The 21,430-nt window shown below is 63.5% G+C and carries 20 protein-coding genes; 16 read left to right on the top strand and 4 right to left on the bottom strand.

The genetic code is table 11. From position 1 onward, the window contains the following. The first annotated feature begins 129 nt into the window (after positions 1-129). Both NKH43_RS20705 and zapE read left to right on the top strand, forming a co-directional pair. Positions 130-669 (top strand): protease inhibitor Inh/omp19 family protein, encoded by a 540-nt coding sequence (locus NKH43_RS20705; protein WP_023723103.1) that lies wholly within the window; start codon positions 130-132, stop codon positions 667-669. Between the two features lie 82 nt (positions 670-751). Then, entirely contained in the window at positions 752-1,948 is a 1,197-nt protein-coding gene (zapE, locus tag NKH43_RS20700) for a cell division protein ZapE (protein ID WP_023723104.1), read from the top strand. Between the two features lie 86 nt (positions 1,949-2,034). On the opposite strand, the gene NKH43_RS20695 is transcribed toward zapE, so the two are convergent. Further along, positions 2,035-2,463: a GNAT family N-acetyltransferase gene (locus NKH43_RS20695; RefSeq protein ID WP_352859625.1), complete on the bottom strand. Its 429-nt coding sequence runs from the start codon at positions 2,461-2,463 to the stop codon at positions 2,035-2,037. Between the two features lie 232 nt (positions 2,464-2,695). Between NKH43_RS20695 and mdh the strand changes: the two genes are divergently transcribed. The 9 genes from mdh (at position 2,696) to lpdA (ending at position 13,404) form a co-directional block, all read left to right on the top strand. Beyond that, the gene (mdh, locus tag NKH43_RS20690) at positions 2,696-3,664 is read left to right on the top strand and encodes a malate dehydrogenase (protein WP_023723107.1); all 969 of its coding nucleotides are present in this window, start codon (positions 2,696-2,698) and stop codon (positions 3,662-3,664) included. 41 nt (positions 3,665-3,705) lie between these two features. Continuing rightward, positions 3,706-4,899, top strand: a complete 1,194-nt coding sequence (gene sucC, locus NKH43_RS20685) for an ADP-forming succinate--CoA ligase subunit beta (protein ID WP_352859623.1) — start codon at positions 3,706-3,708, stop codon at positions 4,897-4,899. Between the two features lie 4 nt (positions 4,900-4,903). After that, positions 4,904-5,275, top strand: a complete 372-nt coding sequence (locus tag NKH43_RS20680) for a cupin domain-containing protein (RefSeq protein WP_352859621.1) — start codon at positions 4,904-4,906, stop codon at positions 5,273-5,275. A 50-nt stretch (positions 5,276-5,325) separates the two neighbouring features. Beyond that, a complete protein-coding gene (sucD, locus tag NKH43_RS20675) occupies positions 5,326-6,228 on the top strand; it encodes a succinate--CoA ligase subunit alpha (protein ID WP_352859619.1) in 903 nt (300 codons plus the stop codon). A 117-nt stretch (positions 6,229-6,345) separates the two neighbouring features. Next, positions 6,346-9,333: a 2-oxoglutarate dehydrogenase E1 component gene (locus NKH43_RS20670; RefSeq protein WP_352859617.1), complete on the top strand. Its 2,988-nt coding sequence runs from the start codon at positions 6,346-6,348 to the stop codon at positions 9,331-9,333. Positions 9,334-9,381: 48 nt separating this feature from the next. Next, on the top strand, positions 9,382-10,683 hold the full coding sequence (gene odhB, locus NKH43_RS20665) for a 2-oxoglutarate dehydrogenase complex dihydrolipoyllysine-residue succinyltransferase (protein WP_352548534.1): 1,302 nt from the start codon (positions 9,382-9,384) through the stop codon (positions 10,681-10,683). Between the two features lie 23 nt (positions 10,684-10,706). Then, positions 10,707-11,234, top strand: coding sequence for a hypothetical protein (locus NKH43_RS20660; RefSeq protein WP_352481048.1), 528 nt, complete (start codon positions 10,707-10,709; stop codon positions 11,232-11,234). Next, entirely contained in the window at positions 11,231-11,980 is a 750-nt protein-coding gene (locus NKH43_RS20655; protein WP_023722722.1) for an SDR family oxidoreductase, read from the top strand. Before NKH43_RS20660 ends, NKH43_RS20655 begins: the two co-directional genes overlap by 4 nt. 17 nt (positions 11,981-11,997) lie before the next feature. Continuing rightward, entirely contained in the window at positions 11,998-13,404 is a 1,407-nt protein-coding gene (gene lpdA, locus NKH43_RS20650; protein WP_023722721.1) for a dihydrolipoyl dehydrogenase, read from the top strand. A 936-nt stretch (positions 13,405-14,340) separates the two neighbouring features. Here the strand turns inward: lpdA and NKH43_RS20645 are convergent. Both NKH43_RS20645 and NKH43_RS20640 read right to left on the bottom strand, forming a co-directional pair. After that, positions 14,341-15,408: a TraB/GumN family protein gene (locus tag NKH43_RS20645; RefSeq protein ID WP_352859615.1), complete on the bottom strand. Its 1,068-nt coding sequence runs from the start codon at positions 15,406-15,408 to the stop codon at positions 14,341-14,343. Positions 15,409-15,492: 84 nt separating this feature from the next. Continuing rightward, positions 15,493-16,431: a tyrosine recombinase XerC gene (locus tag NKH43_RS20640; protein WP_352859613.1), complete on the bottom strand. Its 939-nt coding sequence runs from the start codon at positions 16,429-16,431 to the stop codon at positions 15,493-15,495. A gap of 115 nt (positions 16,432-16,546) precedes the next feature. On the opposite strand from NKH43_RS20640, the gene rimM reads away from it, so the two are divergent. Then, entirely contained in the window at positions 16,547-17,146 is a 600-nt protein-coding gene (gene rimM / locus NKH43_RS20635; RefSeq protein ID WP_352859611.1) for a ribosome maturation factor RimM, read from the top strand. Continuing rightward, positions 17,143-17,841, top strand: coding sequence for a tRNA (guanosine(37)-N1)-methyltransferase TrmD (trmD, locus tag NKH43_RS20630; protein WP_352481046.1), 699 nt, complete (start codon positions 17,143-17,145; stop codon positions 17,839-17,841). The genes rimM and trmD overlap by 4 nt, the downstream gene beginning before the upstream one ends. Here trmD and NKH43_RS20625 read toward each other — a convergent pair. After that, a complete protein-coding gene (locus NKH43_RS20625) occupies positions 17,823-18,575 on the bottom strand; it encodes a sulfite exporter TauE/SafE family protein (RefSeq protein ID WP_352481045.1) in 753 nt (250 codons plus the stop codon). The genes trmD and NKH43_RS20625 overlap by 19 nt on opposite strands. Before the next feature lie 366 nt (positions 18,576-18,941). On the opposite strand from NKH43_RS20625, the gene rplS reads away from it, so the two are divergent. The 3 genes from rplS to NKH43_RS20610 all read left to right on the top strand — a co-directional run bounded on the left by rplS (position 18,942) and on the right by NKH43_RS20610 (position 21,429). Next, positions 18,942-19,481 (top strand): 50S ribosomal protein L19, encoded by a 540-nt coding sequence (rplS, locus tag NKH43_RS20620; protein WP_023722714.1) that lies wholly within the window; start codon positions 18,942-18,944, stop codon positions 19,479-19,481. A gap of 258 nt (positions 19,482-19,739) precedes the next feature. Beyond that, the gene (locus NKH43_RS20615; RefSeq protein WP_352845355.1) at positions 19,740-20,537 is read left to right on the top strand and encodes a transporter substrate-binding domain-containing protein; all 798 of its coding nucleotides are present in this window, start codon (positions 19,740-19,742) and stop codon (positions 20,535-20,537) included. A 76-nt stretch (positions 20,538-20,613) separates the two neighbouring features. After that, entirely contained in the window at positions 20,614-21,429 is an 816-nt protein-coding gene (locus NKH43_RS20610) for an amino acid ABC transporter permease (RefSeq protein ID WP_023722712.1), read from the top strand. The last annotated feature ends 1 nt before the right edge of the window (position 21,430 follow it).

Below are 21,430 nucleotides of genomic sequence, written 5' to 3'. Positions count from 1 at the left end.
ATTTGCAACATTAGCGGCGCAAACCGTATTTTAACCATATCGGGTTGAAATTTCGCCACCTTCTCCATCTTGGTGAGAGGGACATTGCGCGGACGGCACCCCCCAGCCGGATCCGACGGAGGTTGAAGAATGAGATTTTCGAAAACCGGCCTGCTGGCCGTATCGCTGGCCGCGCTCGTTGCGAGCGGCTGTTCAACCTCGCGGTTCTCATCAATGGACGAGCAGCAGCCGGCGCCGCTGGAAGCTGCGCCCGCCGGCAAGGTGACTGCAAACCAGCTGCCGCCCCCGGCGACACCCGGCCCGGCCGATCCGTCGAAATTTCCAACCGCGCCGCAGAACACCCAGGTCGCCTCGTTGCCGCCCGACGGGACGGCGCCGGCCGGCGCTGCCGACCTGACCGCCTCCAGCGTCGCCGGCGTGTGGAAGGCAAGCGTGTCCGGCCAGAGCTGTCAGGTGGCGACGCCGCAGACCAAATTCGGCTCGGGCTATCGCGCCGGACCGCTGCATTGCCCGGCGCCGCTCGACGGCATCAAATCCTGGAACGTCGCCGGCAAACAGCTGACGCTCTTTGACGAGAACGGCGGCACGCTGGCACGGCTGTATTCCTCGGGCGGCGAGAAATTCGACGGCCAGACTTCCAACGGCCTGCCGATCTCGCTTACAAGGTAATCGAACCGCCCCTATTGTTACGCAATTCCGGACGGAAAACCGTTATACACTTTCCTGGAATTGCTGCAGAACGACGTGACCGATGCATCTGCGTGACGGCCTCCAGACCCATGCGACCGTCAAGCAGCGCTACGACCATCTGGTCGAGACGGGCGCCATCGGGCGCGACCCGGCGCAGGAGCGGATCGCCGCTGCGCTCGACCGGCTGATCGACGAAATATCGGCAAAGCGGCTGGCGCATAAATCAAGCGCACTTGGGTGGCTGTTCGCCCGCAAGCGCGAAGTGCACGAGGCAGTCAAGGGCCTCTACATCCATGGCGGCGTCGGCCGCGGCAAAACCATGCTGATGGATATGTTCTTCGAGCTGCTGCCGGTGCGGCGCAAGCGCCGCGTGCATTTCAACGATTTCATGGCCGACGTGCAGGATCGCATCCAGAAGCACCGACAGGCTCGCAAGAACGGCACGGCCAAGGAGGACGATCCGATCCCACCGGTGGCGCGCGCGCTGGCCGAGGAAGCCTGGGTGCTGTGCTTCGACGAGTTTTCGGTCACCGACATCGCCGATGCGATGATCCTGTCCAGGTTGTTTTCGGCGTTGTTTGCCAATGGCGTGGTGCTGGTCGCCACTTCCAATGTCGCGCCGCAGGAGCTCTACCCTGACGGCCTGAACCGTCAGTTGTTCTTGCCGTTTGTTGCTATCTTGGAGCGCCACGCGCAGGTGCTGGCGCTGGACGCCGACAAGGATTACCGCCTCGACAAGCTCAGCCGCATGCCGGTCTACGTCACCCCGGCCGATGCCGCCGCCGACCATGCGCTCGACGACGCCTGGGCGGTGATGACGCATGGCAGGCCGACGGCCGAGACGATGCTGATGGTGAAGGGCCGGCATGTCGTAGTGCCGCGTGCTGCCGGCGAGGCGGCGCGGTTTTCCTTCGCTGATCTCTGCGAGAGGCCGCTCGGCGCCCGTGACTATCTTGCCATCGCCGGCCGTTTCTCGACCATCTTCATCGACCATGTGCCGGTGCTCGGCGAAGGCAAGCGCAACGAAGCCAAGCGCTTCATCCTGCTGGTCGATACGCTCTACGATCATCATGTGCGGCTGGTGATGAGCGCCGCAGCACCGCCGCCGCAGCTCTATACGGCCAAGCGCGGCAACGAGGTCTTCGAGTTCGAGCGCACCGCATCGCGGCTGATCGAGATGCAGAGCCACGACTGGTTGGAGGATTGGGTGGAAAGGCAGAAGGCGCGGGGATCATCGACAGAGGCGCGGCAGGCTTAGGGCTAGGAGCCCGATGCCCAGCAGGCTGATCTGCAGCGCTCCTTCACACCTGTCCAGCCATCGTTAAAGGGTCCGTCCCGCGGCGTCTATAATCGATAAACATACATCACAAAATCCTCCGCCGGCCCATGCGGCACCTTTCGCGACTCGTAAAGTGCGCGAGCAGCAACATTGTCCGGCTCGGTGCCGACCCAGGCCTCCTCACAACCATGCTCGCGACCGAGTGCGAACATGGCGTCGAGCATCCTCGTCGCAATGCCCTGGCGTTGAAAGGCCGGCGCCACGCCGACCTCGTCTACGTAGAGTTCGCTCACCTTGTCCGGGTGCCGGTGGACGATCGCGGCGCATTGGCCGATAACGACGCCGTCGGCGAGGGCCACGATCATGAAATGGCCGGGCGCCGCGAGATAGGCAGAGAGTCGATCCGGCCTGACCGGCTCATCGAAAACCTCGTCGGCAACCCGCATCACAAGGGCGTCATCGCCCGGAAATAGCCTTCTGATTTCAGATGCCATTGTGTAGAATTCCTCTAGCCGGCTTCAGAACTTTTACGTTTACGTAAGTCCCATTGTTTCTAACCGATTGAAATTACTCACTCCAAAATAATCGTTTGAATTTTTGCACGGCCGGGGCTATTGCGTGCGGCGAATTTCGCGGTTCCGCAGCATTCCGGCCTCTTCCTCCGACGCCGTCATCAAATCGTCAAGGATTTGGGCGCCGTCATAGTCAAAGGGAAAACATCCTGACATGGCACGCAACAAGATAGCGCTCATCGGCTCGGGCATGATCGGCGGCACCCTCGCTCACATGGTCGGCCTCAAGGACCTCGGCGACGTCGTGCTGTTCGATATCGCCGAAGGCATTCCGCAAGGCAAGGGGCTGGACATCGCGCAGTCGTCGCCGGTCGATGGGTTCGACTCCAGGCTGACCGGCGTCAACGACTATGCCGGCATCGAGGGCGCCGACGTCTGCATCGTCACCGCCGGCGTGCCGCGCAAGCCCGGCATGAGCCGCGACGATCTTCTGGGCATCAATCTGAAGGTGATGGAGCAGGTCGGCGCCGGCCTCAAGAAATACGCGCCGAAGGCCTTCGTCATCTGCATCACCAATCCGCTCGACGCCATGGTCTGGGCGCTGCAGAAGTTTTCCGGCCTGCCGAAGAGCCACGTCGTCGGCATGGCCGGCGTGCTCGACAGTTCGCGCTTCCGTTATTTCCTGGCCGAGGAATTCAAGGTCTCGGTCGAGGATGTCACCGCCTTCGTGCTCGGTGGCCACGGCGATTCCATGGTGCCGATGATCCGCTATTCCACCGTTGCCGGCATCCCGCTGCCCGACCTCATCAAGATGGGCTGGACCTCGAAGGAGCGGCTCGACCAGATCGTGCAGCGCACCCGCGACGGCGGCGCCGAGATCGTCGGCCTGCTCAAGACCGGTTCGGCCTTCTACGCGCCCGCCGCCTCGGCCATCGCCATGGCCGAAGCCTATCTCAAGGACAAGAAGCGGGTGCTGCCCTGTGCTGCCTTTCTTTCCGGCCAATATGGCGTCAAGAACACCTATGTCGGCGTTCCCGTGGTGATCGGCGCCGGCGGCGTCGAGCGTATCATCGAGATCGAACTGGCGAAAAGCGAACAGAAGATGTTCGACAGTTCGGTCGCCGCGGTGCAGGGTCTGTGCGACGCCTGCGTCAAGATCGCTCCGCATCTCGCGGCCAAATAAGCCGGCAACCAAGCCCGCCAAACAAGCTGGAGACATAGCGCATGAACATCCATGAGTATCAGGGCAAGGCGCTGCTGAAAGGTTTTGGCGCACCGGTGGCCGAGGGCGTGCCGGTGTTCAAGGCGAGCGAGGCGGAAGCCGCCGCCAAGGCGCTGCCCGGCCCGCTCTATGTGGTCAAGAGCCAGATCCATGCCGGCGGCCGCGGCAAGGGCAAGTTCAAGGAGCTCGGCGCCGATGCGAAGGGCGGCGTCAGGCTGGCGAAGTCGGTGGCCGAGGTCGTCGCCAACGCCAAGGAGATGCTCGGCCATACGCTGGTCACCAAGCAGACCGGCCCGGCCGGCAAGCAGGTCAACCGGCTCTACATCGAGGACGGCGCTGACATCGAGCGCGAGCTCTATCTGTCGATCCTGGTCGACCGCTCGGTCGGGCGCGTCGCCTTCGTCGTCTCGACCGAGGGCGGCATGGACATCGAGGCGGTCGCCCACGACACGCCGGAAAAGATCATCACCGTCGCCATCGACCCGGAAAAGGGCGTGACGGCCGACGATGTGAACACGCTCAACGCCGCACTGAGGCTCGACGGCGACGCCGCCAAAGATGGTGGCACGCTGTTTCCGATCCTCTACAAGGCATTTGTCGAGAAGGACATGAGCCTGCTCGAGATCAACCCGCTGATCGTCATGAAGAGCGGCCGGCTGCGCGTGCTCGACGCAAAAGTGTCGTTCGACAACAATGCGCTGTTCCGCCACCCGGACGTGCTCGAATTGCGCGACACCACCGAAGAGGACGAGAAGGAGATCGAGGCGTCGAAATACGACCTCGCCTATGTCGCGCTCGACGGTAATATCGGCTGCATGGTCAACGGCGCCGGCCTTGCCATGGCGACGATGGATATCATCAAGCTCTACGGCGCCGAGCCGGCCAACTTCCTCGATGTCGGCGGCGGCGCGTCTAAGGAAAAAGTGACGGCGGCGTTCAAGATCATCACCAAGGATCCGGCGGTCAAAGGCATTCTGATCAACATCTTCGGCGGCATCATGAAGTGCGACATCATCGCCGAGGGCGTCATCGCCGCAGTCAAGGAGGTCGGCCTGCAAGTGCCGCTGGTTGTGCGGCTGGAAGGGACCAATGCCGAGCTCGGCAAAAAGATCATCAACGACAGCGGGCTGAACGTGGTGTCGGCCGATGACCTCGATGACGCAGCCAAGAAGATTGTCGCGGCGGTGAAGGGCTGAGTCTGTGCCTCCACACAAGATAAACCTCGTCGAGGCGGCGGATGCGAAGATCAAGAAGGTCTTCGATCCGCATATTGCCGGCGACGTGAATGACAGCCAGGTCAAGATCGCCAAGTTCGGCGAGGCCTTCGACTGGCACGCACATGACAATGAGGACGAGGCGTTCCTGGTGCTGCGCGGCCGCATCGCCATCGATTTCTGCGACGGCACGGTGGAACTTGGCAGCGGCGAGTTCATCGTCGTGCCGCGCGCCGTCGAGCACCGGCCGCGCTCGCTGAGCGAGGAACCTGTCGTGCTGATGTTCGAGCCGGCGACGACGCTCAACACCGGCAACGCCAAAAGCGACCTCACCGTCGCCGACCTGAAGCGGTTGTGACCATGAGCGCGCGGCCTTCCCCGATCAACGGTTTTTAAAAAAGGACCACCATGTCCATTCTCGTCGACAAGAACACCAAGGTGCTGGTGCAGGGCCTGACCGGCAAGACCGGCACGTTCCACACTGAACAGGCGCTCGCCTATCACGGCACGAAAATGGTCGGCGGCATCCACCCCAAGAAGGGCGGCGAGACCTGGACCGGCGCGAAGGGCGAGACGCTGCCGATCTTCTCCACGGTTGCCGAAGGCAAGGCGAAGACCGGTGCCAATGCCTCCGTCGTCTACGTACCGCCGGCAGGAGCGGCCGAAGCGATCCTGGAAGCGATCGAGGCCGAGATCCCGCTGATCGTCTGCATCACCGAGGGCATACCGGTGATGGACATGATCAAGGTCAAGGCGAGGCTCGACCGCTCGAAATCGCGGCTGATCGGGCCGAACTGCCCCGGCGTGCTGACCCCCGACCAATGCAAGATCGGTATCATGCCCGGCAACATCTTCCGCAAGGGCTCGGTCGGCGTTGTTTCGCGCTCGGGAACGCTTACCTATGAGGCGGTGTTCCAGACCACCAATGTCGGTCTCGGCCAGACCACCGCCGTCGGCATTGGCGGCGATCCGGTCAAAGGCACGGAGTTCATCGACGTGCTGGAGATGTTCCTTGCCGACGATGAGACCAAGTCGATCATCATGATCGGTGAGATCGGCGGCTCGGCCGAGGAAGACGCCGCGCAGTTCCTCAAGGATGAGGCAAAGCGTGGCCGCAGCAAGCCGATGGCGGGCTTCATCGCCGGGCGCACGGCGCCGGCGGGCCGCACCATGGGCCATGCGGGCGCGGTCATCTCGGGCGGCAAGGGCGGCGCGGAAGACAAGATCGCGGCGATGGAATCGGCCGGCATCAAGGTATCGCCGTCGCCAGCACGGCTCGGTACGACGCTGGTCGAGGCGATCAAAGGATAAGTGAGTAGTGAATAGCGAATAGGAAAAACAGAGTAACGGCGCGAACCAGGGGAATCCCTACTCGCTACTCTCTATTCGCTCTGAAAAGGAGACGGAGCAGGCGCTCCGCGGAAAAAAATGGCAAGACAAGATCAGGCCAACGACCAGTTTTCGCTTACCTCTTTCCTCTATGGCGGCAATGCCGACTATATCGACGCGCTTTATGCCGCTTATGAGGACGATCCCGCGTCGGTCGATCCCGAATGGCAGGACTTTTTCGCGGCGCTGAAGGACGACGCTGGCGACGTGCGCAAGAATGCCAAGGGCGCCTCATGGGCCAAGCCCTCCTGGCCGATGCAGGCCAACGGCGAGCTTGTCTCGGCGCTGGACGGCAATTGGGGCTTGGTCGAAAAGCACATCGAAAAGAAGGTCAAGGACCGAGCAGCCGGCAACGGCGCAGCGCTTTCCGACGCCGACGTGCATCAGGCGACGCGCGATTCCGTCCGCGCCATCATGATGATCCGCGCCTTTCGCATGCGCGGCCACCTGCATGCCAATCTCGATCCGCTCGGCATTGCCAAGCCGCTCGAGGATTATAACGAGCTGTCGCCGGAGAATTACGGCTTCACCGAAGCCGATTACGACCGGCCGATCTTCCTCGACAATGTGCTCGGGCTGGAATTCGGCACCATCCGGCAGATGCTCGACATCCTGACCCGGACCTATTGCTCGACGCTCGGCGTCGAATTCATGCATATCTCCGATCCCGAGGAGAAGGCCTGGATCCAGGCGCGCATCGAGGGCGCCGACAAGGAGATCTCCTTCACCGCCACCGGCAAGAAGGCGATCCTGCAAAAGCTGGTCGAGGCCGAAGGCTTCGAGCAGTTCATCGACGTCAAGTACAAGGGAACCAAGCGCTTCGGCCTTGACGGCGGCGAGTCGCTGATCCCGGCGCTGGAGCAGATCGTCAAGCGCGGCGGCCAGCTCGGCATGAAGGAGATCGTGCTCGGCATGGCGCATCGCGGCCGGCTGAACGTGCTGTCGCAGGTGATGGCCAAGCCGCACCGCGCCATTTTCCACGAGTTCAAGGGCGGCTCGGCCGCGCCCGACGAGGTCGAAGGCTCGGGCGACGTGAAGTACCATCTCGGTGCCTCATCCGACCGCGAGTTCGACGGCAACAAGGTGCATCTGTCGCTGACCGCCAACCCATCGCATCTGGAAATCGTCGATCCGGTGGTGATGGGCAAGGCGCGCGCCAAGCAGGATTATCTGTTTGGCCGCAGCCGCGAGGAGATCGTGCCGCTGGAAGAGCGCGCCAAGGTGCTGCCGCTGCTGCTGCATGGCGATGCCGCTTTTGCCGGCCAGGGCGTGATTGCCGAAATCCTTGGCTTGTCCGGCCTGCGCGGCCACCGCGTCGCCGGCACGCTGCATTTCATCATCAACAACCAGATCGGCTTCACCACCAACCCGCGCTTTTCGCGTTCGTCGCCCTATCCGTCCGACGTGGCCAAGATGATCGAGGCGCCGATCTTCCACGTCAATGGCGACGATCCGGAAGCCGTGGTCCATGCCACCAAGGTGGCGATCGAATTCCGCATGAAGTTCCACAAGCCTGTCGTGGTGGACATGTTCTGCTACCGCCGCTTCGGCCATAACGAGGGCGATGAGCCGGCCTTCACCCAGCCGATCATGTATCGCAAGATCCGCAACCAGAAGACGACCATGCAGATCTATGCCGACCGGCTGATCGCCGAAGGCCATATCAGCCAGGCCGAGCTCGAAAAGATGAAGGCCGACTGGCGGGCGCATCTCGAGCAGGAATTCGAGGTCGGCCAGCACTATAAGCCGAACAAGGCGGACTGGCTGGACGGCGCCTGGTCCGGCCTGCGCTCGGCCGACAACCAGGACGAACAGCGGCGCGGCAAGACCGCGGTACCGGTCAAGACGCTGAAGGAGATCGGCAAGAAGCTGACCGAGGTGCCGAAGGATTTCGAGGCACACAAGACGATCATCCGCTTCCTCGACAACCGCCGCCAGGCGATCGAATCGGGCGAAGGCATCGACTGGTCGACGGCCGAGGCGCTGGCCTTCGGCGCCATCCTGCTCGACGGCAATCCGATCCGGCTGTCCGGACAGGATTCGGAGCGCGGCACCTTCTCGCAGCGCCATTCCGTGCTCTACGACCAGCGCGACGAGACCCGCTACATCCCGCTCAACAATCTGTCGGCGGCGCAGGCCGGGTTCGAGGTCATCAACTCGATGCTGTCGGAAGAGGCCGTGCTCGGCTTTGAATATGGCTACTCGCTGGCTGAGCCGAAGGCGCTGACGCTGTGGGAAGCGCAGTTCGGCGACTTCGCCAATGGCGCCCAGGTGGTATTCGACCAGTTCATCTCGTCGGGCGAGCGCAAGTGGCTCAGAATGTCGGGCCTCGTCTGCCTGCTGCCGCACGGCTATGAAGGCCAGGGGCCGGAGCATTCGTCGGCCCGGCTCGAGCGCTTCCTGCAGCTTTGCGCGGAAGACAACATGCAGGTCGCCAACGTCACGACGCCGGCCAACTACTTCCACATCTTGCGCCGGCAATTGAAGCGGGACTTCCGCAAGCCGCTGATCCTGATGACGCCGAAGTCGCTGCTGCGCCACAAGCGGGCGGTGTCGACGCTGCCGGAAATGTCGGGCGAAAGCGCCTTTCACCGGCTGTTGTGGGACGACGCCCAGCTGCTGTCGGGCCAGGCCATCAAGCTCACCAAGGATTCGAAGATCCGCCGTGTCGTGCTCTGTTCGGGCAAGGTCTACTACGACCTCTACGAAGAGCGCGAGAAGCGCGGCATCAACGACATCTACCTGCTGCGCGTCGAGCAGCTCTATCCGTTCCCGGCCAAGGCGCTGATCACCGAACTGTCGCGCTTACGCAATGCCGAGATGGTGTGGTGCCAGGAGGAGCCCAAGAACATGGGCGCCTGGTCGTTCATCGATCCGTATCTCGAATGGGTGCTGGCGCATATCGACGCCAAGCACCAGCGGGTGCGCTATACCGGCGGGCCGGCCGCCGCCTCGCCGGCGACCGGATTGATGTCGAAGCATCTCGCCCAGCTTGCCGCCTTGCTCGACGACGCGCTTGGTGAATAGAACAGAACTGGGCGGATAAAACAGAACCGAAAGAAACGGACAGGCACAATGGCAACCGAAATCCGCGTCCCGACACTTGGTGAATCCGTCACCGAGGCGACCATCGGCAAATGGTTCAAGAAGGTCGGCGACGCGATCGCCGCCGATGAGCCGCTGGTCGAACTCGAAACCGACAAGGTGACGGTGGAAGTGCCGGCCGCCGCCGCGGGCACGCTCAGCGAGATCGCCGTCAAGGAAGGCGAGACGGTTGGCGTCGGGGCGCTGCTCGGCACGATTTCGGCAGGCGCCGGCGCGGCAGCCAATGCTGCCGCCGCTCCGGCAGCGAAGCCGGACGCGGTGTCGCAGGCCTCGGCTCCGACCGCGGCCTCGAGCGTCCAGCAGGCTGCGGCCGAGACGGCCAAGATCGCCGGCGACGCCGGCGCGATTGAGACACGCACAATGCCGCCGGCGCCGTCGGCGGCAAAGCTGCTGGCCGAGCACAATCTTGCGGTCGACCAGGTCTCGGGCTCGGGCAAGCGCGGCCAGGTGCTGAAAGGCGACGTGCTCGACCTGATCGCCAGGGGCGCGCCGTCGCAGCCGGCCGAAATGCCAAAGGCAGCACCTGTGCCGGCACCTGTCGCCGCGCGCGCGCCGTCCTCGGCCGACGATGCGTCGCGCGAGGAGCGCGTGCGCATGACCAAGCTGCGCCAGACCATCGCGCGCCGCCTCAAGGAAGCGCAATCGACCGCCGCGATGCTGACCACCTTCAACGAGGTCGACATGAGCGCGGTGATGGCGCTGAGGAGCAAATACAAGGACGTGTTCGAGAAGAAGCACGGCGTGAAGCTCGGCTTCATGGGTTTCTTCACCAAGGCCGTCACCCATGCGCTGAAGGAGATCCCGTCCGTCAACGCCGAGATCGACGGCACCGACATCATCTTCAAGAACTACGCCCATATCGGCGTCGCCGTTGGTACCGAAAAAGGCCTTGTCGTGCCGGTCGTGCGCAATGCCGACCAGATGTCCATCGCCGAAATCGAGAAGGACATCGGCAGGCTCGGGCTTGCGGCGCGCGACGGCAAGCTATCGGTTGCGGATATGCAAGGCGGCACGTTTACGATTTCCAACGGTGGCGTTTACGGGTCGCTGATGTCGACGCCGATCCTCAATGCGCCGCAGTCGGGCATTTTGGGCATGCACAAGATCCAGGAGCGGCCGGTGGTGGTCGGCGGCCAGATCGTCATCCGGCCGATGATGTATCTGGCGCTGTCCTACGATCACCGCATCGTCGACGGCAAGGAAGCGGTGACGTTCCTGGTGCGGGTCAAGGAAAGCCTGGAGGATCCCGAGCGGCTGGTGCTCGACCTCTAGGGGCGGCCCGAGTGAGCCGGAGAATGGATCTGCGCCACCGGATTGGTTCCTCTCGTTTCCGGTCCGGTTTGTTTGTCACGATCTCCGCACTCGGCGTGCAGACGGTCTCCGCTGCGCTTGCCGCCTGCCCGCTCGAACTGGCCGTCTACGGCGACACTGAAAACGCAGCCGAGATCGATTTCAGGCCAACCGGCGAATCGGCCGCCGTCACCAACAGTTTCAAGATGGTGCTCGACAAGGGCGTCGTTCTCGACGGAATCGTCATGTGGACGGAGGGCGTGGCGCGGCCGCATGGCTCACTGATGTACAAATGCCCGGCCGGCGACGTCACCGGCGACGAGCTCGCCGCCTGCACTGTGTGGGAGGGGGTCATCTATACGGCCGACGACCAGGGCAATATCGCGTTGCTGCCGGGCGAAGGAAAGGATGCGCCGAAGAAGCTGATCCTGCCCGATCTGGGGGCGTCGTTGCAGATGTCGGCGGCCTATGGCGCCAACGGCTTTTCCAAGGTGCCCTGGGACGTCTTTGCCCTGAAAGGATGTCAGGAATGAGCGGAAAAATCCTGCTGGTGACCGGCGGCAGCCGCGGCATTGGCGCCGCTACATGCAGGCTTGCCGCCGAGGCCGGCTACCGCGTTGCGGTCAATTACGCGTCGAATGCAAAAGCGGCCGAAACGGTGGTCGCCGACATCGAGGCCGGCGGCGGAGAAGCCTTTGCCCTCAAGGCCGATGTCGGCAGCGAGACGGATGTGCTGGCCATGTTCGAGGCGGTCGAAGACCGCTTCGGCGGGCTTGATGCGCTGGTCAACAATGCCGGTGTCGTCGACAGCCTGTCACGGGTCGACGAGATGTCGTTCGCGCGGCTCGAGCGCATGATGCGGATCAATGTGATTGGGCCGATGCTTTGCGCACGCGAAGCGGTGAAGCGCATGTCGACCAGAAATGGCGGCAAGGGCGGCGCCATCGTCAATTTGTCTTCGATCGCGGCAAGGCTTGGCGGGGCAGGTCAATATATCGACTACGCAGCCTCCAAGAACGCGATCAACGCCTTCACTGTCGGCCTGGCGCGGGAAGTGGCCGAGGAAGGCGTCCGTGTCAACGCGGTCAGCCCGGGCATCATCGACACGGAAATTCATGCCTCCGGCGGGCAGCCGGATCGCGCCGAGAAAATGGGCCGGGTGGTGCCGATGCAGCGCGCAGGCACTGCCGAGGAAGTCGCGGCCGCAATTCTCTGGCTGCTGTCGGACGAGGCCTCCTATACGACAGGCGCCAATCTGGAAGTCGGCGGCGGCCGCTAAAGCAAAGGGACAGTATCATGGCCTATGACGTCGTTATCATCGGATCGGGACCGGGCGGCTATGTCTGCGCCATCAAGGCGGCACAGCTCGGCCTGAAGACGGCGGTGGTCGAAAAGAACCCGACCTTCGGCGGTACCTGCCTCAACATCGGCTGCATCCCGTCAAAGGCGCTGCTGCATGCGTCCGAGATGTTTGCCGAGGCCGGCCATTCCTTCGACGCGCTCGGCGTCGAGATCGGCGCGCCCAAGCTCAATCTCGGCAAGATGATGGCACACAAGGATGCGACGGTGACGGCCAACGTCAATGGCGTCGCCTTCCTGTTCAAGAAGAACAAGATCGACAGTTTTCGTGGCACCGGCAAAGTAGTTGCGGCTGGCAAGGTGTCGGTGACCTCCGATGACGGCAAGGTCGAGGAGATCGAGACCAAGAACATCGTCATCGCCACCGGCTCCGACGTCGCCGGCATTCCCGGTGTCAAGGTCGATTTCGACGAGAAGGTGATCGTGTCGTCGACCGGCGCGCTGTCGCTGGACAAGGTGCCGGGCCATCTGGTGGTGGTCGGCGGCGGCGTCATCGGGCTGGAACTCGGCTCGGTATGGGCGCGGCTCGGCGCCAAGGTCACCGTGGTCGAGTTCCTCGACACCATCCTGGGCGGCATGGATGGCGAGGTCTCCAAGCAGTTCCAGCGCCTGCTGTCGAAGCAGGGCTTTGAGTTCAGGCTGGGCGCCAAGGTGACCGGCGTCGCCAAGGCCAAGAAGGGAGCGACGGTCACCTTCGAGCCAGTCAAAGGCGGGGCGGCCGAGACGATCGAGGCCGACGCCGTGCTGATCGCGACGGGACGACGGGCCTATTCGGACGCTCTCGGGCTTAAGGAGGCAGGCGTCGACGTCGACGAGCGCGGCTGGGTCAAGACCGACGGCCATCTCAGGACCAAAGTCCCCGGTATCTACGCCATCGGCGATGTCATCGCCGGCCCGATGCTCGCCCACAAGGCCGAGGACGAGGGCGTGGCGGTGGCCGAAACCATTGCCGGCCAGGCCGGGCATGTGAACTATGACGTGATTCCGAGCGTCGTCTACACCACGCCGGAAATCGCTTCGGTCGGCAAGACCGAAGAAGAATTGAAGAAGGCCGGCGTCGACTACAAGGCGGGAAAATTCCCGTTCAGCGCCAATGGCCGGGCGCGCGCCATGCTGCACACCGACGGCTTTGTGAAAATCCTGGCCGACAAGGCCAGCGACCGCGTGCTCGGCGTCCACATCGTCGGCTTCGGCGCCGGCGAGATGATCCACGAGGCGGCGGTGCTGATGGAATTTGGCGGCTCGTCGGAAGACCTAGCCCGCACCTGTCACGCCCATCCGACAATGTCGGAGGCGGTCAAGGAGGCGGCACTGGCGACGTTCTTCAAGCCCATCCATATCTGAGCAAACGCGGTGAATCGCAAAGCTTAGAGATTGGCTGAAACAGCCGCGATTCGTCATCCCAGGGCGGAGCGATGTCGCGGAGACCCTGGGATCCATGCCGTTACCTAAGCGGCAGTGTTCCGGCGAACCAGAATCGAGTGCCTCTTCCATCGGCTCGTAACCGGTGATTCTGCACTACTGCATTCTTCGGCGGATGTCACGGCATGGATCCCAGGGTCTGCGCTCCGCTTTGCGTTCGCTCCGCCCTGGGATGACGAAGCCATCGACGGCTGTTCCCAAAAACAAAACGGCCCGCCTTTCAGCGGGCCGTTCATATATTAAGTCGGCAGTCTGATTACTGAGGGGCCGGTGCTGGTGCCGGGGCCGGGGCCGGGGCTGGCGCAGGGGCCGGAGCGGGTGCAGGTTCTGCCGGAGCGGGAGCCGGAGCGGGTGTTGCCGGAGCTGGCGCAGGAGCCGGTTCGGCTGGCTTCATCGGCTCGGCAGGTGCTGGAGCCGGAGCCGGTGTGCTGGCTGCGGGCGGTTCGGCAGGCGCAGGTGCCTCGCTACGTCTTCCAAAAACATAATAGGCGACAATTGCCAGGATAACGACGACCAGGGCAATCAGCCAGCCGCTGCCGCCGCCGCGTGGCCGTGCGGTACCCGGTGAGGTGAATGGGTCGTTCGGATTGGGTGTGTTCGCCATAAAAGTGTCCTCCGTGGATGAAAAACATCAAGTAATAGCCATCAACGTACAATCGTTGAATCGGTTTCACATTAGGCGTTGAAAACGCCGAAAACAGGGCAATTCTGATCCGGAATCGCTTGCAGGCATGCATTTCCACCGCAAAATGGGTTCGATCGAGCCAAACCGAACCTTTTTCAGTTTCTTGGCACGAAGCGCGGGTGGTCCGCCGTCGCGCCACGGCAATGATTCGGTGTGCAACTCCGCCGTGTTGTTCAGTTGACGGCGGTCACCGTGTAGCCGGTCTTGCGGAAACCCTCGACCAAGCCTTGCGCTCCGGGAAGGTGCATGGCGCCTACCGCCATGAAGACATTGCCGTGGGCGAGGATCGGCGCTGCCCGATCGACCATCACCTTGTTGCGGCTGGTGATCATGGTCTGCTCGAATTCGGCGTAACCCGATTGGTCGTCGACCTGTTCGGGAATGACGGTCCGAAACAGCGGTACGTACATGCCAGTGTCGCCACGCCGGTAAAGCACGATCATGGTTTCGTTGACGTCGTTCACCTTGTCGCCAAGCTTCAGCGTATCGACCAGCCCCTTCAGGTGAAAGGCGATCGGCAGCGAAGCCATGGCGCGCAACTGGTCGGCGATTGTCTCCAGCCCCTCGACTGATTTGCCCGAAGCCTCGGCGTCCTTGGCAAGCTTGACGTCGAGCACCGGTGCGCCGCCAGCTTGGCGGGCGACTTCGCATGCAGGCAGCGCCACCATCGCCGACAGCAACCAGGGCTTCATCTTGGCGACGGTCGCTGGCGGGATGCCACGCGCATCGAGCGCCTTGTTGACCACCGCCGCACCCTGCGGCGACAGCAGCGACGAAAGCGTCGTCTTGTCGGTGAACATCATCAGATCCGGCTCTTTCAGCAGTGCGGCCATCATCTTCTGCTTGTCGAGCACTTCGGTGGTCTCGATGATGACGGTGCCAGCCGCATCGAATGCCTTCTGCGCGGCGGGCGGCAGCGTGGTGACGCGCGGGTCGGTAACGTGCATGGTGCCGAACAGGAAAGACGGTTTTTCGCCTGATTTTTCGAGCTTCCACAGCAGGCCCTTGCCGTTCGGCGTCACTGCCGCGTCCGCCTCGATCTTGCGGTAGGTGGCCGGGTCGTCCTTTTGCAGCGCGCCCAGCATATCGGCACCGGCGCAGACCGGGATCTCGGCGCGTGCCTTGCCTGCGGCGAGCAGCGCGATGATGAGGAAGGAGAGGAAAAACAGGGCGTTGAGCGCGACAAGCAGCTTCAGCGACACATGGGTCGCGCGGTCGGCGATGGCGATGAGGCGTTTCATGCTGCGGTTCTAGGCGCAAAAAGCGGCAAAACGGTTAATCGGCGCATCAAAATTGTTGCGAGATGGCCACCAATCAAGCATCCATCACGCACGCGGATGAGCTGCTTCGTAAATCTCGAGCAGCCTGGCGGTGTCGACACCGGTGTATATCTGGGTTGTCGACAGGCTGGCGTGGCCGAGCAACTCCTGGATGGTGCGCAGGTCGCCGCCGCGCCCAAGCAGATGCGTTGCAAAGGAATGGCGCAGCGCATGCGGCGTCGCCGTGTCGGGCAGGTTGAGCGCCGAGCGCAGCTTGGCCATGTCGCGCTGAACGATTGCCGGGTTCAGCGGGCCGCCGCGGGCACCGCGAAACAGCAGGCCCTTGGGATCGAGATGATAGGGACACAAGCGGCGGTATTCGGCAATCGCCCGCAGCGCCACCGGCAGCACCGGCACCAACCGCGTCTTGCCGCCCTTGCCGGTGACGCGCAGCACGGTCTCACCAGGCGAGGACAGATCGGCGCCCGACAGGCCGAGCGCCTCGGAAATGCGCAAGCCGGACCCATAGAGCAGGGTCAGCACGGCGGCGTTGCGCGCGGCGATCCACGGCTCCTCCGCCAGTTGGCCTTCCACCGAGACGACGTGTTTTGCATCGCTTGCGGTCAGCGGCTTGGGCAGCGATTTCGGCTGCCGCGGCGCGCGCAAGGCTGCCGCACCTGCCGCATTGGCGAGGCCGCGCCGTTCCAGGAAACGCAGCAGCGAGCGGATGCCGGCTAGGCCGCGCCCGAGCGTGCGGGCGCCGGCGCCCTCGGTACGGCGGGCAGCGAGAAAGCCGCGCAGATCGGCGGGGCGCAGATCGGCGATGTCGGAAATGCCGGGCGAGCCGCCGCAATGGCCGGTCAGGAAATGCAGGAACTGGCGCGTGTCGCGCTCATAGGCCTCGACGGTTTCGGGCGACAGCCGTCGTTCGCGCGCCAGCATCTTCAGCCAGGCCTCGCGCGCCGCCTGTAGATCGGGTTTTGCCGGTATGAGGAATTCCTGCATTGCGCTCTTCCAGTTCTCCGCCATCTTCCGGCACGCGGGTTAGGAAGCGGTGAAGAGCGGCATCATTGAAATGACGACGGGCTGGGGTTAGAGCAAGGCAAAGGATTTTCCGCAGATGAGCAAGCCGCAAAACCCCGTCCAGATGGCCGTGATCGGTGCCGCGCATGGCATCAAGGGCGAATTGCGCGTCAAGAGCTTTACCGGCGACCCGCTGGCGCTGGCCGATTACGGTCCGCTCTACGCCAGGGATGGCCGCGCCTTCCAGATCGTCGATATCAGGCCTGCCAACACGGTGGTGGTGGTGCGTTTCAAAGGCGTCAGCGATCGCAATGCCGCGGAGGCGCTTGCCGGCACCGAATTGTTCGTCGACCGTTCGGTGTTGCCGGATGAGGGCGAAGAGGATGAATTCTACCATGCCGACCTCGTCGGGCTGGAGGTCAAGGATGACACTGGTGCGGTCATCGGAAAGGTCGTCGCCGTGCACAATTTCGGCGGCGGCGACATTCTCGACGTGACGCTTGCCGAGCGCAAAGGCGTGCTCATCCCGTTCACGCAGGCCGCCGTTCCGGAAGTGTCGATCGCCGGCGGCTTTGTCCGCATCGATCCGGCCGCCGCAGGGTTGGTCGAGAACGAGGACGGCGAGCCTGCCGGTGACGACGGTTTCGACCCCAAGGGCAGGCCGCGCGGGCCGAGGGACGCCGGAGGCAACCGGTGAGTTTTTCGGCTTCGGTGCTGACGCTCTATCCCGAGATGTTTCCCGGCGCGCTCGGCCTGTCGCTGGCCGGGCGCGCGCTCGAGACCCGCATTTGGTCGCTCGAAACGATCCAGATCCGCGACTTTGCCCGCGATCGTCACCGGACTGTCGATGACACACCGGCCGGCGGCGGCGCCGGCATGGTGATGCGGGCAGACGTGCTGGCCAGCGCCATCGACCATGCCTCGCCGCCGGGCGATCCACGTCCGCGCCTGCTGATGAGCCCGCGCGGCAAGCCGCTGAACCAAGCACGCGTGCGCGAGCTCGCCGCCGGGCCGGGTGCGGTGATCGTCTGCGGCCGCTTCGAAGGCGTCGACCAGCGGGTCATCGAATCGCGAGGCCTCGAGGAAGTCTCGATCGGCGACTTCATCCTGTCCGGCGGCGAGCCGGCGGCACTTGTGCTGTTAGACGCCGTGGTGCGGCTGCTGCCCGGCGTCATGGGCAATGCGGTGTCGGGCGACGAAGAGAGCTTTGAGAACGGCCTGCTCGAACATCCGCACTACACGCGGCCGCAGGAGTTCGACGGCCGGCCGATCCCGGAGGTGCTTACTTCGGGCAATCACAAGAAGATCGCCGCCTGGCGGCGGGCCGAGGCGGAAAAGCTGACGAAAGAGCGAAGGCCGGATCTTTTGGCCGCTCAGCCCTTGTCGAAATAGTAAAACGCCAGGAACAGGCCGACCGCGATGACGAAGCCGCGCACCGCGTTCTGTGGCACGCGCCTGGCGATCCAGACGCCGGCATAGCCGCCCAGCGCGCCGCCTGGGATCATGATGATCGCCTGCAGCCAGGCGATGACGCCGCCGGAGACAAAGACCAGGATGGCGACCGCAGCTATGACAACGGCCAGCATGTTCTTCAGTGCGTTCAGCCGGTGATAGTCGCCGGACTGGGTGAGGCCGAGCGTCGCCAGCATCATGACGCCCATGCCGGCGCCGAAGAAGCCGCCATAGACGGCGGTGGCGAACTGCGCCAGCGATCCGACCAGCGAACCCACCGCGGCCTCATGCTCCGGCTTGGGCGCCGGCTTCAGCCATGGCCCGGCAGCGAACAATGCCGTCGCCGCCAGCAGCAGCCACGGCACCAAGGCGCGGAACGCCGGGTTGTCGAGCCCTAGAAGGATGAGCGCGCCAGACAGCGCACCGAAAGCCGAAATGAGGCTGAGCAGCAGTGCGCCGCGCCAGAAATGCTTGATGTCGTGCCAATAGGCGAGCGTCGAGGTGATGTAGCCAGGAAATTGCGTCACCGACGATGTCGCATTGGCGACGATCGGCGGCAGGCCGGCCAGGGTCATGGCGCCAAAGGTTATGAACGTGCCGCCGCCGGCAACTGCGTTGACCGCGCCTGATAGAAAGCCGGCGAGAAAGAGCAGGACCGCGTCCAAGATTGGCATGAGGGGTGTCGTCGCTGGAGGAAAATGCTTATCTTCCGGCTTAGAAAGCTTGACGCGCGGGCGCAACCCCTGGACCACAAGCGATCATGGGATTGCCACAGCGGGCGCCAGTCAAAAGAAGCAGCGCCAAAAAAGAAACAGCGAAGGCGTGACAAAGCGCCGAAATAGCTGTATGTGCGCGCCGAACCGGAAGAAAATCTGCCAAGAGCGATCTTCTGGCCCGTCAACAATGACGGTGTAGTCGCCCCTGCCCGATGTTCTCGAACAGACGTTCTCGAACGAAGGGCATAGCCGAGCGGTCGATGCGACTGCAAGGCGAGTGTCGGACGCTCTGACTGTCGGAAGAACAAGAAGTGGATTTATGAGATGGATATCCTCCGTCAGCTCGAGGCCGAGCAGGCCGCCAAGATCGAAGCCAAGCGCAAGCTTCCCGAATTCCAGCCCGGCGACACCGTGCGCGTCCAGGTCCGCGTGACCGAAGGCACCCGCACCCGTGTCCAAGCCTATGAGGGCGTCGTCATCGCCCGCGCCGGCGCCGGTTTCCAGGAGAGCTTCACCGTTCGCAAGATCTCCTACGGCGAAGGCGTGGAGCGTGTGTTCCCGGTCTATTCGCCGATGGTCGAGGGCGTCGAGATCGTGCGCCGCGGCAAGGTGCGTCGCGCCAAGCTGTATTACCTGCGCGATCGTCGCGGCAAATCGGCCCGTATTTCGGAAAACACCGGCGTGCGCGCCCGCAAGCTGAACGACGAAGAGCGCGATGCGCTGAACGCCGAGAAGGCGCGCATCGAGGCCGAGAAGGTGGCCGCCGCCCAGGCGCTGGCCGCCGAGAAGGCAGCGCAGGACGCCGCCGAGAAGAAGGCCGCCGACGAGGCAGCCAAGGCCGCGGAAACAGCTGCCGCCGAATAAGGCGTCTTCAAAACCCACGTTTTCGGAAAGGCGGCTTCGGCCGCCTTTTTGTTTCGCGAGGTGGATTCGATTTTGCCAGTCCCGCAATCGATACGGATCGTTCCGTAATGCCGTCGTTGAAAGCATCGGAAATCCATTTTCGTGCCGAGCGGCGCATCGGAGCGGCTTGCAAGGCGCCTGCGGAAAGCTAAAGTCGGCGCCGGATTTTCCTGCATGCCTCGGCCGATCGAGGCGGTTCAGTTCCTGGGGAGCATAGTCATGATCAATTCGAAACTGCTGCTGGCCGGCCTGCTGGCTTGCCTTCTTGTGCCTGTCGCGGCTATGGCGCAGGCGTTGCCCGACCTCGGCGGCAAGAAAGTGGTGGTGGTGACGGAAAACGCCTATCCGCCGCTGCAGTTCATCGATGCCAAGACCGGCAAGCAGATCGGCTGGGAATATGACGCGATGAACGAGATCGCCAAGCGGCTGAATTTCAAGGTCGAGTACCAGAATACTTCCTGGGACGCGATGATCCAGGCGGTTTCCGACAACCAGTACAACATTGGCATGACCGGCATCACCATCAAGGACGACCGCAAGCAGAAGGTCGATTTCTCCGACCCGTATATGCGCTCGGAACAGTTCATGCTGGTGCGCGGCGACGAGAAGCGCTTCAGCGATGCCAAGACGTTCGCTGCCTTCAAGGACGGGCTGATCGGCGCGCAGGCCGGTACCACGCCGTTCTACACCGCGGTCTACAGCGTCCTCGACGGCAATGAACAGAATCCGCGCATCAAGCTGTTCGAGACATTCGGCGCGACGGTGCAGGCGCTGAAGTCCGGCGACGTCGACGTCGTGCTCACCGACGGCACTGCCGGCAAGGGCTATGTCGATGCGTCCAATGGCGGCCTTAAGCTGATCGGCGGCCCACTCGGCACCGAGGATTTCGGCTTCATTTTCCCCAAGGGCTCCGACCTGGTGAAGCCGGTCAACGCGGCAATCGCCGCGCTCAAGGCCGACGGCACGCTCGACGCGCTCAACAAGAAGTGGTTCCTCGACTACAAGATGGGGCAGTAGGACTTTTGTCGCGGGTGCCCGGTGATGCGCGGGAACTCGTGCTGACTCTGGGCGACTCTGTCACCGGTATTGCTTGATGCCGCCGGCGCCCCCAGCCTCCGCCAAATCCGACTTCCCGTGGTGGCTTGCCGTGGCCGTGACGATCGCCTTGGCCGCCGCCATCTTCATCGCCGCCAGCGACCTCTATGCCCAGGTGTTCGCGACCGTCGCCAAGGGCATCGGCGTCACCATCTTCGTCACCGTGGTCGCCTTCACGCTGGCTTGCGCCATCGGGCTTGGCGTGGCGCTGATGGGGCTGTCGGGCTCACGCTGGCTCAGCCAGATCGCCCGCTTCTACGTCGAGATCATCCGCGGCGTGCCGATCCTGGTGCTGTTGTTCTGGATCGCCTTTGCTGGCGCGCCGGCCTTCGTCGCGGCATGGAACGCGCTGACGGCGCCGCTGCAAAGCGCCGGCCTGTTCGGTGAGCTGCTGGTACGCGACGTGTCGCTGCTATGGCGCGCCATCATGGCGCTGACCATCGGCTATTCCGCTTTCATCTCGGAGGTCTTCCGCGCCGGCATCCAGGCGGTCGAGAAGGGTCAGATCGAGGCGGCGAAGGCGCTCGGGCTGACGCGCACGCAGCGCTTCCGGCTGATCGTCTTTCCGCAGGCGATCCGCACCATCCTGCCGCCGCTCGGCAATGATTTCGTCGCCATGGTCAAGGATTCCTCGCTGGTCTCGGTGCTCGGCGTCGCCGACATCACCCAGATGGGCAAGATTTACGCCGCCGGTTCGTTCCGCTTCTTCGAAACCTATTCGATCGTCGCCTATATCTATCTCATCCTGACCGTCGGTCTGTCGCTGGCGTTGCGGGCGCTGGAGAAGCGGCTGCGGCACCAGCATGGGGAATAGA

Origin of the sequence: Mesorhizobium sp. M1163 (genome assembly GCF_040318415.1) — a bacterium.
Classification (GTDB): domain Bacteria; phylum Pseudomonadota; class Alphaproteobacteria; order Rhizobiales; family Rhizobiaceae; genus Mesorhizobium.
Note: the sequence above shows the minus strand (reverse complement) of the source record. Positions and strands in the feature narration are given on the sequence as shown.